The organism is Gammaproteobacteria bacterium, from assembly GCA_029862005.1.
GTDB lineage: Bacteria > Pseudomonadota > Gammaproteobacteria.
The window spans coordinates 176570-187827 of sequence record JAOTYD010000003.1; the positions used below are offsets into that span (position 1 = coordinate 176570).

General features: G+C 55.2%; 11 protein-coding genes. 6 read left to right on the forward strand and 5 right to left on the reverse strand.

Annotated features, from left to right (window positions below; translation table 11 throughout):
* Nucleotides 1–3 precede the first annotated feature (3 nt).
* The 5 genes from lpxL to OES20_03910 are packed head-to-tail and all read right to left on the reverse strand — an operon-like array spanning nucleotide 4 to nucleotide 3618.
* Complete coding sequence (lpxL, locus tag OES20_03890; GenBank protein ID MDH3633826.1) at nucleotides 4–933, reverse strand: LpxL/LpxP family Kdo(2)-lipid IV(A) lauroyl/palmitoleoyl acyltransferase; 930 nt, start codon at nucleotides 931–933, stop codon at nucleotides 4–6.
* A 3-nt stretch (nucleotides 934–936) separates the two neighbouring features.
* Nucleotides 937–2253 (reverse strand): TolC family outer membrane protein, encoded by a 1317-nt coding sequence (locus OES20_03895; protein MDH3633827.1) that lies wholly within the window; start codon nucleotides 2251–2253, stop codon nucleotides 937–939.
* Between the two features lie 52 nt (nucleotides 2254–2305).
* The gene (locus tag OES20_03900; protein ID MDH3633828.1) at nucleotides 2306–2620 is read right to left on the reverse strand and encodes a rhodanese-like domain-containing protein; all 315 of its coding nucleotides are present in this window, start codon (nucleotides 2618–2620) and stop codon (nucleotides 2306–2308) included.
* Nucleotides 2621–2631: 11 nt separating this feature from the next.
* On the reverse strand, nucleotides 2632–3258 hold the full coding sequence (locus tag OES20_03905) for a protein-L-isoaspartate O-methyltransferase (GenBank protein MDH3633829.1): 627 nt from the start codon (nucleotides 3256–3258) through the stop codon (nucleotides 2632–2634).
* Between the two features lie 57 nt (nucleotides 3259–3315).
* Nucleotides 3316–3618 (reverse strand): SET domain-containing protein, encoded by a 303-nt coding sequence (locus OES20_03910; protein MDH3633830.1) that lies wholly within the window; start codon nucleotides 3616–3618, stop codon nucleotides 3316–3318.
* A gap of 168 nt (nucleotides 3619–3786) precedes the next feature.
* Here OES20_03910 and OES20_03915 point away from each other — a divergent pair, with 168 nt between their 5' ends.
* The 6 genes from OES20_03915 to OES20_03940 form a co-directional block, all read left to right on the forward strand.
* Nucleotides 3787–5031, forward strand: a complete 1245-nt coding sequence (locus OES20_03915) for an OmpP1/FadL family transporter (protein MDH3633831.1) — start codon at nucleotides 3787–3789, stop codon at nucleotides 5029–5031.
* A 10-nt stretch (nucleotides 5032–5041) separates the two neighbouring features.
* Nucleotides 5042–6523 (forward strand): G-D-S-L family lipolytic protein, encoded by a 1482-nt coding sequence (locus OES20_03920; protein ID MDH3633832.1) that lies wholly within the window; start codon nucleotides 5042–5044, stop codon nucleotides 6521–6523.
* A gap of 200 nt (nucleotides 6524–6723) precedes the next feature.
* A complete protein-coding gene (locus tag OES20_03925) occupies nucleotides 6724–7560 on the forward strand; it encodes an HDOD domain-containing protein (GenBank protein ID MDH3633833.1) in 837 nt (278 codons plus the stop codon).
* Nucleotides 7561–7582: 22 nt separating this feature from the next.
* Nucleotides 7583–8473, forward strand: coding sequence for an HDOD domain-containing protein (locus OES20_03930; protein MDH3633834.1), 891 nt, complete (start codon nucleotides 7583–7585; stop codon nucleotides 8471–8473).
* Nucleotides 8466–10226 carry an HlyD family efflux transporter periplasmic adaptor subunit gene (locus OES20_03935; GenBank protein MDH3633835.1) on the forward strand — a complete coding sequence of 587 codons (1761 nt, stop codon included), beginning with the start codon at nucleotides 8466–8468 and terminating at the stop codon, nucleotides 10224–10226. Before OES20_03930 ends, OES20_03935 begins: the two co-directional genes overlap by 8 nt.
* Before the next feature lie 12 nt (nucleotides 10227–10238).
* Nucleotides 10239–11258: M50 family metallopeptidase (locus OES20_03940; protein ID MDH3633836.1), on the forward strand; the 1020-nt coding region annotated here is incomplete at its 3' end.

The following is an 11258-nucleotide window of genomic DNA, read 5'->3' on the forward strand; positions in this document are numbered from 1 at the left end:
GATTCACGGGTAGAAGGGGGCCTCGCCGGGAGGACGGGTTTTGAAACGCTGGTGTATCCACATGTAACTTTCGGGGAATTGTCGCACGTACTCTTCGATTGAGCGGTTAATGGCGCTGGCATCTTCGAATTCATCGTCGCTGGGGAAGTCCTCGAGCGGGGCATCGATGTGGAGGATATAACCGCTGCCATCCTTTTTACGTTCCGGATAGTACGGCAGCATCGCTGCCCCCGACGACTGTGCCAGGCGTGAACTTGCTGTAATAGTTGCGGTAGCGATGCCCATGAAGGGCGCAAACACGTTACGCTCGCGTCTGAAATCCTGGTCCGGCGCGTACCAGGTTGGAATTTTTTGCCTGATGCCCTTGACCAGCTGCCGGGTGTTCTTGCGTGATACCGTGTTGACGAAGTAACGGCAACGCCGCGTATAAAGGTAGCTGTCGAACAGCTGGTTTCGCTGAGTTCGATACATGACCTGCACCGGCATGAACAGAGCCAGCAGGCGAGCGCCGATTTCGAGACTGGTAAAATGGCCGGTCAGCAGGATAGCTCCGCGTCCGCTGTCGAGCACCGCGTCGAGATGTTCGCGTCCTTCGATCTCGACTATCGACCTTAACTTGTCTGCGCCCCACCACCAACACATCGCCATTTCGATCAGTGAAATACCGATATTTTGATAACAGGCCTTTTTTATGCGATTGCGCTCGTCGACGGACTTTTCAGGAAAGCAGTGCGCAAGATTAGTATCGACTATTTTCTTGCGAGAACCGGTAACCAGGTAGATAACGCGACCAATCAGCCGACCAACCGATAGCTCGATACGAAATGGCAGTAACGAAACCAGGCGCAACAGGCCGAAAATACACCACATCGGCCAAAATTTCGGTGATAAGTAATCGCTCGCCTTGAATAAAACGGAGCTCGCTTCGCCCATCGGCTATGGCTGAATCAACCAGCGGTTGATGTCGAAAAGGTCGTCTTCCTTGAGTAATCCCGCCGCCTGTTTTAATCTCAGTTTATTGAGCAGGTAATCGTAACGTGAACTCGCGTAGTCGCGCCGGGTACGGTATGTTTCCCGCAGCGATACCAACACGTCGACCGAGGTTCGCGTACCCACTTCGAATCCGGCCTGGGTTGCCTCGAGGGCAATTTTGCTCGACTCATTTGCCTGCTTGAGCGCCTTGACCTGGCTGATTCCAGAAACCACGTCGAGGTAAGCCGTGCGCGATTGCTGCGAAGCCAACCGGGTTTGTAACAGCACCGTGTTTTTGGCGGAAACAAAATTTGACTCGGCCTGGGCTTGCTCGGCGCTAATGCGACCGCCGGTATAAAGTGGCACCTGTAATTCAATACCCAGGGTCAGATCGTCCTGTTGGTAATCACCTCTTAGTTCATCACCATCGACATCGTTATCCGCATAACTTGCCGTCAGATCGAGCGTTGGATATCCACTCCTGGAATTTTTATCACGCTCGAAACGCGCCGCATTGAGGTCCTGTTGCGCCGCGATAAGATCGAGGTTGTTTTTTAACGCCAGTAAAACCCAGGGCTCGGCGGTGATCGGGTCGGGTAGCGATAGCTTGAGGTCATCACCCAACGGTGCCAGTTTTTTGATCGAGGGGTCGGCGGTAATAACTACCAGTGACTGTAACGCATTTTCGAGTATGTTTTCGGCCAGGATCGCATCCGCTTCGGCAGTGTCGAATCGGGCCTGCGCCTCCTGTACGTCGGTAATCGCGATCAGCCCCACTTCAAAACGTTTTTGCGCCTGTTCCAGCTGACGCTCAATAGCGTTGCGTTCGGCGTAAGCGAACTCGACGTTATCCTCAGCCGCGAGGATAGCGAAATAGGTCTCCGCTACCCTTAAGATTAATGCCTGGCGGGCAGCATTAAGACGGGCGAGTTCAGCCGCAGTACTGGCTTCGGCGACGTTGATATCGCCCTGGATTTCGTTGTTATACAGCGACTGCGACAGGTTAAGGCTGTAGCCGATGGTTTCACTGTCATTGTCTCCGGTTTCAGAATTATCGGACTCACGCGCTGTACCACTTGCATTCAGGGATATCTGCGGTTTGCGTCCGGAACGAGCCTGCGGTAGTGCCTGGACTGCTGCCAGGTAACTGGATTCCGCAATCATCAGTTCGGCATCATTTTCCAATGCAAGGCCGTAGACGGTAACAAGATCCTCGGCTGGCGATGCCTGCCACCAGAATAGTAAGATCAGCAAGGCGAGTTTCGACGGGAATTTTTGCATTAGAGGCTTCACATTTTTGGTTTGCGCGGATTATAAAGAAACTGGTATCGGATTAATACAAAGGCATATCGAGGTCAACCTCGCGCGCCCAGGCGTCAACACCACCATCCAGGTTAACCAGCCCCACGACTGACTGTTGTTGCAGGAACCTGATGACATTCTGGCTGCGAATGCCATGGTGGCAGATCACGATAATCTCGTCAGTATTTTGCAGTTGCGCCAGCTCATGCGGTATCTGTCCCATCGGGATATTAATACTGCCGTCGATATGGCAGACTTCGAATTCCCAGGGTTCCCGGACGTCGAGTAGCAGTGGTTTTGCAGATTGCAAATGTGCAGCCAACTGCGTTGCGTTCATGCTACGCATTGGCCGCTTAATCAGGCTCGCAGTCGCGGTAGATCAGTTTCGAACAGGGATTGGGTCGTCCATTCGGCATCGCCGACACGTGATATTAGCAGGGCCTCCATGACCGGCGACTGGCCGACAACGATAAACATTCTACCACCCGGCTTAAGCGCCAACTTCAGATTTTCGGGCACTTGCGGCAACGAACCCGTGACCGCAATTACGTCGTAGACTGCCGAGAAATCGATCTGCGCCAGCCCAAGCTGCTGAAATTCGACATTGTCCTGTCCGCTATTGGTGACGTTGGTTCGGGCAAAGTCAATAATTTCGGCGCTCGGATCGATGCTGGTAACCCGATCGCCCAGTTTTGCCAGGCAAGTCGTGATGTATCCACCACCACTGCCAACCTCCAGCACCCGGTCTTCGGGTTTGATCAACAGCGCCTGCAGCATGCGACCTTCGATCGTTGGTGGCAGCATGCTGACGCCATTGCCGACCGGAATCTGGCAGTCCGCGTAGGCAAGCCCCTTGTAGGCCTCGCGCACGAAGTCTGCACGGTTGACCTGGTTAAGCGTGTTCAATACCTGGTGATCGAGGACTTCCCAGGGGCGGATCTGTTGTTCGATCATGTTGAACTTGGCGATTTCTGCGTTGACCATGAGAGTTTCACTTGTGGTTTTATAGCGAGTGAGTATATCGCATCCGTGCAAGGTTAATCACCAGTCGTTACAACTATAATCGTGGGTTATTTCCTCGCCCGGCCAGATGTCACGCAACGCCACGACGCTGAGGTCATCGTAATAGCAGGCGTTGGGATCGTCCGAGTGGTTGATGTACCTGAATCGGCACAAAACCTCGATACCCTGGCCGGCGTTAATCCACAGGACATGGGGTCCATCGCTGGTACAGGGGCTTCCTTCCAGCCAGCCGATAATCGTGTCTTTACTGATATAACTGCCTGCAAACAGCCCCCTGCCGTGGATACCGCTGGTCGCAATGTAGGTATTTTCTAGTATCAATTGTTTTAATTTTACGATCTAAAGCGTATGATTTTGTGACCAATCGCGAATATAACAAATACCAGCGATGGCGTTAACGCGGGAAAATACCAGGCGAGACGCAATAATAATCCAGGAATTGGCCCGGAGCAGGCAGGTTTTTTGAACCTGGAGGAAGAGAGTCGACACATGAAAAAAATAATTATTACAGCGCTGGCTTGCAGCATTGCGGGTACGGCGCATGCCGGTGGTTACCGGGTTGCCTTGCAGGGGCAGAAGGCGCTCGCGATGGGGCATACCGGGGTCGCCTTGACCGATAGTGCCGAAGTCGTATTTTTCAATCCGGGGTCAATGACCCAGCTCGAAGCCGAAACCGACATCGTCGGCAGTATTTTCCTGCTCGAAGGCATGACCGAGTATGCGAGCGAGGAGACCCTGGTTGAAGAGGAAACCGACACTCCGCTGGGCACGCCACTCAACGGATACTTCGCGCAAAGGATATCGGACGAAATGTCCTGGGGAATGGGTGTCTATACACCTTACGGAAACAAGGTCGAATGGCCGAAAGACTGGGCAGGGTCGCACCTGGTGAACGATATTGAACTGCAGGCCATCTACTTCCAGCCCACCATTGCCTATCAGCTAAACGATACCACGAGCATCGGCTTTGGCCCCACCCTGGTGGTGGGTTCGGTTGAATTTAATCGCAATTTGACTACGTCACTGACCGATGCCGATGGTAACCGCTCCAATGTTACGATCAAGGCCGATAACGTAACCGCGTGGGGCTACAATCTCGGCATCTTGCATAAGCTTTCGGACAAGACATCGCTGGGTTTCAGCTATCGCTCGGAGATCATCCTCGAGGCGCGTGGCGAGGATGCCGATTTCGACGATGTTCCGACAGCCCTGGAATCCACCTTTGCCGATGGTGATGTCGATGGCGATCTTCCATTACCGGCAGAACTGACTCTCGGTATTGCTTATAAGTACAGTGACAAGCTGACCCTGGCTTTCGATTACAATCGCACCTACTGGGATGTCTTCGACGAGCTGACATTCGAATTCGACAACGGTATCGAGTCGGTGAATCCGAGATTCTATGAAGATTCGAGCATCTATCGGTTCGGTGCACAGTATCGCTACAACGACAAGTGGACGCTGCGCGGTGGTATTTATTTCGATGAAACCCCGATACCGGAAGGATCGTTTGAGCCGATAACTCCGCGCAACGATTCGATCGGGTATACGGCGGGCGCTACTTATAGATACTCCAAGAACCTGCAAATGGATTTTTCAATACTGATTCTGACTTTTGACGACGAAGAAAATTCCTACGATTATTACGAAGAGGGTGGTTTCACCATCCCGTTCAGTGGAGACTATGATTCGGCGGCCAATTCGATCGGGTTTGGCCTGTCGTACCGGTACTAGGGTGGATATTATGAAAATCGTCAAATCGAAAACGTTACTTGTGCTCGCCATGGTTTCCCTGGTAGCGGGTTGCGACACCGACATTTCCGGCAGTTCCGGAGAAGATCCCAGTGCAGGCTCTGCCGATTTTACAACTTTTGTCGCACTCGGTGACTCGCTAACTGCCGGCTATGCTGATGGTGCCCTGTATCTTCACGGACAGGAAAACTCCCTGCCGCTGATTCTTTCGCAGCAATTTGCACTTACCGGCGGTGGGGCCTTCACCCAGCCGCTGATGCCTGTCGGGGGAACGGGCAGCCTGACCCATACCGCAGTCGACCTGGGGCGCGCGGACCGCCTCGTACTAGTGCCGACCGGTAATCCGTCGCAACCAGTCGCGCCGGACACGATAACCCCGGTGCAATCGACCGCCATCGACGCACGCGTCGGCAACGGTGGATTTAATAACATGGGTGTGCCTGGCGCGAAGGCGATTCATCTAGCCGTGGCCAACTATGGAGCAAACAGCCTGGCGGCATTCATTGCGGGGACGTCGAATCCGTATTTTGCACGCTTCTCGTTAAACGACACGACAACCATGATTGCGGATTTTCTGGCGCAGGCGCCGACCTTCTTTGTGTTGTGGATAGGAAATAACGACATTTTGCTGTATGCAGTGGACGGGGGACCGGGCAACGCTAATCCACCTTACGGCACGACCACCACCGATGTCAGCGACCCGACCCTGTTCAACGCGGCTTACAATGGCGCTGTTGCCGCGATCACAGGCACGTTCCCGGACTCTAAGGGCGTGCTGGCCACGATTCCCGATATTGCCACGATTCCGTATTTCACGACCGTGCCCTACAATCCGATTCCGATGGATGCGACCACCGCGGCGTTGAGTAATGGCGCCTATGCGGCCTACAACGCGGGAATTGCCAGTACTCCGATTTCGCCTGCCGAGATCGCTCAACGAACGATCGTGTTTGCAGCGGGGCAAAACGCACTGGTTATCGAGGACGATAGCCTGACAACGGTAATTGGTTTACCGTCGATTCGCCAGGCGACTGCGAACGATCTGATCATATTAACCTCGTCTCCCAAGATTGGAACCGAGGCGGTGATGGGCGATCCGACCACGATCTGGGGTGTGGGTACTGCGATGCTCGACGCAGACGTATTGACCGAAGCCGAAATAGGTTATATCGAGACCGCGCGCACAGCGTACAACGCGACCATTGTCGCCGCCGCGAATGCCGACCCCGACCTGTTGCTGTTCGACGCCGCAGCGAAACTGACCGAGCTCAATGCGACCGGAATCATTTATGGTTCGGGCGGTGTCTCTTCCACCTTCGCGCAGGGCGGGGCGTATTCGCTCGATGGCATACACCCGACCGCAAGGGGTTATGCCGTGATCGCCAATGAAATTTTCAAGGTTATCAACGAAGGCTTTGATGCCTTTATCCCACCGGTTGATCCAAACCAGTACACCACCGTTTTTTATCAATAGATCGATATCCCGTTTGACGCAAGCAGTCGCGAATTTTCGCGACCGCTGCGCCCTTTCCCGCACTCTGAATCCGGCTATCAACGCCTGATCCTCAAACCTGCTGTAACCTGTGAATTCAGATATTTAAACTATACTGCTGTCATTACTTTGACAGGGTCGGTGTGGTACTGGCCCGATAACAACAATAGTGCTGCCCAGTCATGTCGGATATCCAACAACACCTGCAGGAAGTAACCGAGCTGATATCGTTGCCCGAGGTTTATCTGAAGGTGCAGCGTTTGATGGACGACCCGGCTGCGGATATCTACGATTTCGCCGAAGTCATCAGCGTTGATCCGAACCTGTCGACACGCGTCCTGAAGGTGGTCAACAGTGCATACTTCGGCTTTCCCGAACCGGTCGAAAGCATATCACGCGCAATTAACATGATTGGCATCGGCCCCTTGCATAACATGGTGCTGGGTATTTCTGCGATATCGAGCCTGTCGCTGCCCAACGATATCATGCCGTTGAATACCTTCTGGCGTGCGAGCCTGTATTCGGGGGTGCTGGCGCGCTTACTGGCCGAAAAATTGAAGTTGTCGAAGAGCGATCACCTGTTTATCGCCGGGTTGCTGCATGAAATAGGTCACCTGGTGCTGTATTCGAAGTTTCCGCAGCAGGCCTCGGAGGCACATAAAATAGCGGAAGAGCAGGGCCTGCCGCTACACGTGGCCGAGGTGCAGGTCATGGGTTATCACTACGGCGACGTCGGGGCCATGTTGATGGCCAACTGGAACCTGTCCGATAACCTGCAAATGCTTACCCGCTACCAGCCGACGCCCAGGGCCGCAACCCAGAACCAGGTCGAAACCGCACTGATGAATCTGGCCCATACCTGCGCCCATTCAGTGACTACAGAAAATCGCAACGCTGCCGATACCGTAACCGATGCCGAAGTCCTGGAAATAACAGGGCTGACGCAGGCGGAACTTGAATTCTCGATGGATGAGGCCGGGTCGATCAGCGCTGACATGGAAAAGGTCATCCTGGCTTAATCCTAAACAGGATAGCTATCAAATGAAGGCTGCACGTGAATTCGTCAGCGACATGGCCGAGCACGTCTCGATGCCCGAGGTCTATGTCGCGATTCGAAAACTGCTGTTGAATCCCGATGCCACGATGGAGGAATTTGTCGAGGTAGTGGAGCGTGACTCGATGCTGGCGGTGCGGATCATGCGCATGGCGAAAAGCCAGTATTTCGGATTTCCCCGTAATTGCGAAAATCTCTACCAGGCGATCAGCCTGATCGGCCTGATGCAGTTACACGACCTGATGCTGGGTTCGCTGTGCATGCGCACGTTCGCTGCAATCCCGGAAGCGGTGCTCAATCTGCGAGATTTCTGGCGCTACAGCGTGCAGTGCGGTATCGCTGCGCGAACCATTGGGCAACATAGTAAGGCCGAAAGCCACCACGTGTTTTTCACTCTGGGGTTACTGCATGATATCGGTCACGCCGCATTGTTCCTCAAGGCACCCGATGCGTCGTTAAAGGCGCTCGAACTCAGCCAGCTGTATGACCGTGAACTGGCCGAGGTGGAACGTGAACAGATGGGCTTCAACTATTGCCAGGTGGGTGCGGAACTGATGCAGAGCTGGCACCTGCCGCCGGTTTACCAGCAGGTAGCCGCCTTTCATCTCGAACCGGATCGTGCCGACGAGTCGTTTCAAGACGCGGTCGAAGTGGTGCACCTGGCGCATGCCCTGCGCCAGGACTCGAACCCGGGTAGCCACCACCACCTGATCAACAGCAGTATCGAACAAAAACCGCTGTTCAAAAACCTGCCCGAAAAAATCGACGAGATCGTGGCCCGGGAGATCGAGGCGAACACCGACCAGGTGCTCGGCCTGTTATGGCCGGGTGCAGCGCTGGAACTGGTTTCTGATTCAGCGGGGGCAGGCAATGCATAGCCGGTTTTCTGAAAAATGGCTGGAAACCGTATGCGGCATGTTGCCCGATGTGCACTCCGCGGTGTTCATGGTGCCCGACCCGGACAACAACCAGCTGCACCTGCTGGCGCAATGGCCCGAAGACCTCCCAAAGCACCAGGATTTCTTTGCCACGGTCAAATACGCGCTCAAGAAAAAAGGTGAAATCTGTTTCTCGAGGGCGCTGGTCGTCGACGGCCAGGCGCTGGATTACTTCGCCAAGCCGGTTTATATCCGTTCGCGGTTGGCCGGGGTGCTCGCGGTCAAGATGAAACATGTTCCGACCACCAAGCACCTGGCCGTGTTTCATTCGCTCAGGCGCAGTGTCAAATGGCTGGGCCTCGCGAGCTTCGAGAAGCCAGAATCCGACAATAATGAATTCTACAGCCATGTCGTTGGCGTGCTGGCAAGCTGCTTTGAACAGGGCAGCTACCAACAGGGATTGATGCGCATGGTTGCCGAACTGACCAGCCATTTCAACTGCGAGCGCGTCGCTTTTGCTGAACTGCGCGGGCACCACTGCGAGGTCATTGCTCTGTCGAACAGCGCCGAGTTCGACCAGCGCTCGAACCTGGTGCGCAAAATCGCGGACGCCATGGACGAAGCCGTCGAACAGGATAGTTCGATCCTGTTTCCAGATCAGGAGAGCAAGGTGATCCAGCGCGCACACCAGGAACTGGCGCGCAAGTACGGATCCGGCTCGATCGCGACGATTCCGCTGATCACCGAGCGCAAGGTGTTCGGCGCGATTACGCTGCTCTGCAGCGAAGACCTGCCGCTCGAACATAAGACGCTTGATCTGTGCCAGCAAACCCTGTCGCTATTGACGCCGTTCCTGGCGCTCAAACGAGACCAGGAGCGGAGCATATTGCCGAAACTATGGGACAGCATCACTGGAGGACTCGGTGCTGTGTTCGGCCTGAAGCATTTGCGTACCAAGGCGATCACGGCCACGCTTGCGGCTTTCCTGGTGGTAACCAGCATGGTCGAGGCCAATTTCCGCATTACCGCCGATGCCGTGCTCGAAGGTGAGGTGCAGCGCGTGGTCGCCGCGCCAATTTCGGGTTACCTGCTGTCCTCGGCGGTTCGCGCCGGCGATACCATTCGCCAGGGTGAAGTCATGGCGAGCCTGAATGATTCCGAGCTGAAACTCGAACTGACCCGCCTCAACGGTAGCTTACAGAAATTGCGCCGTGAATATCGCGAAGCCCAGTCGGCTCGAGACCTGGTCAAGGTGCGCGTAATACGGGAGCAGATCAACCAGGCCGATGCCGAGATTGAACTGGTCAATCAGCAGCTCGCGAGCATCAACCTGACCGCGCCTTTCGACGGTGTCGTGATCGAGGGCGACCTGAGCCAGATGCTCGGCTCGCCGGTCGAACGCGGCGATACCCTGTTCAAGATCGCACCGCTGGAAGGTTATCGCATCATCCTCAAGGTTGACGAAAGCGAGATCTCGTACGTGGAGGAGGGCCAGGCGGGTTCGTTGACGCTGGCGAGCCTGTCCAAACGGAACCTGCCGCTCAAGGTCGAGCGTATTACCTCGGTCGCCAAGGCCGAGGACGGTGCCAACATCTTCCGCGTCGAGGCCTCGCTGCCGGACGCGCCCGCGGTGCTGCGGCCGGGCATGGAGGGAATCGGCAAAATCGATGCCGGACGCGAACGCCTGGTCTGGATCTGGACCCGCGAGATGGTTGACTGGTTCCGGCTCTGGCTCTGGTCCTGGTGGCCGTAAAGGATTACAGCAATGAGCGATGGATTGATCAGTCCCCACTGGTACCGGGTTGCAAAGCTACAGCCCTGCCTGCACGAGCAGGTCAAAATTCATCGGCATGACTATCGCGGGCTGATCTGGTACCTGCTCGAGAACGCCACCACCGGGCGCAGCCATCGCTTCAACCCGGCCGCCTACCAGTTCATCGGCCTGATGGATGGTAAACGCAGCGTGCAGGAAATCTTTGACCAGATTTGCACGCAACTCGACGAGTTTGCGCCCGGCCAGGAAGAAATTATCGACCTGATGAGCAAGCTGTACGAGTCGGACCTGCTCAAGAGCGAGGCGCTCGCCAACGTCGAAGAGCTGTTCGAGCGCCAGACACGCCAGAAAGCCAACAAACTCAAGCAACGTTTTTCGAATCCGGTGGCGCTGCGCTTTGCGCTGTGGGATCCGGAAGATTTCCTGAATCGACACCAGGCCAAGGTGAACTGGATGTTCAGCAAGCAGGTTGGATTGCTGTGGTTGGGTCTGATGCTCTATACCGGGCTGCAGGCCGCGCAGCACTGGCCCCAGATAAGCCATCACTTCGGGCTCAACGCGCTGTCACCCTACAACCTGCTGCTGATGTTCGTGCTGTATCCCCCGATCAAGTTCGTGCATGAACTCGGACATGCCTTCAGCGCCAAGCTCGAGGGTGGCGAGGTGCATGAAATGGGGATTAACTTCCTGATGTTCATGCCGGTGCCCTACGTCAACGTCTCGACCGCGACCCACTTCCGTAGTCGCTACAAACGCATCCTGGTGAGCGCTGCTGGCATCATGGTGGAACTGTTCATAGCTGCGCTCGGACTGCTGCTGTTCCTTGCGGCACAACCGGGACTGGTGCAAAGCATCGGCTTCAACATGTTCCTGATTGGCGGCGTGTCGTCGCTTTTTTTCAACGGCAATCCGCTGCTGAAATATGACGGCTACTACGTGCTCGCCGATGCACTGGGTATTCCAAACCTGTTTCAGCGCTCCGCGCAGTTCTGGCAATATTTTTTCCAGCGT

Excerpts from the sequence above, each read along its gene's own strand:
- lpxL (MDH3633826.1), bottom strand. The coding sequence starts at position 933 with ATGGGCGAAGCGAGCTCCGTTTTATTCAAGGCGAGCGATTACTTATCA.
- OES20_03895 (MDH3633827.1), bottom strand. The coding sequence starts at position 2,253 with ATGCAAAAATTCCCGTCGAAACTCGCCTTGCTGATCTTACTATTCTGG.
- OES20_03900 (MDH3633828.1), bottom strand. The coding sequence starts at position 2,620 with ATGCGTAGCATGAACGCAACGCAGTTGGCTGCACATTTGCAATCTGCA.
- OES20_03905 (MDH3633829.1), bottom strand. The coding sequence starts at position 3,258 with ATGGTCAACGCAGAAATCGCCAAGTTCAACATGATCGAACAACAGATC.
- OES20_03915 (MDH3633831.1), top strand. The coding sequence starts at position 3,787 with ATGAAAAAAATAATTATTACAGCGCTGGCTTGCAGCATTGCGGGTACG.
- OES20_03920 (MDH3633832.1), top strand. The coding sequence starts at position 5,042 with ATGAAAATCGTCAAATCGAAAACGTTACTTGTGCTCGCCATGGTTTCC.
- OES20_03925 (MDH3633833.1), top strand. The coding sequence starts at position 6,724 with ATGTCGGATATCCAACAACACCTGCAGGAAGTAACCGAGCTGATATCG.
- OES20_03930 (MDH3633834.1), top strand. The coding sequence starts at position 7,583 with ATGAAGGCTGCACGTGAATTCGTCAGCGACATGGCCGAGCACGTCTCG.
- OES20_03935 (MDH3633835.1), top strand. The coding sequence starts at position 8,466 with ATGCATAGCCGGTTTTCTGAAAAATGGCTGGAAACCGTATGCGGCATG.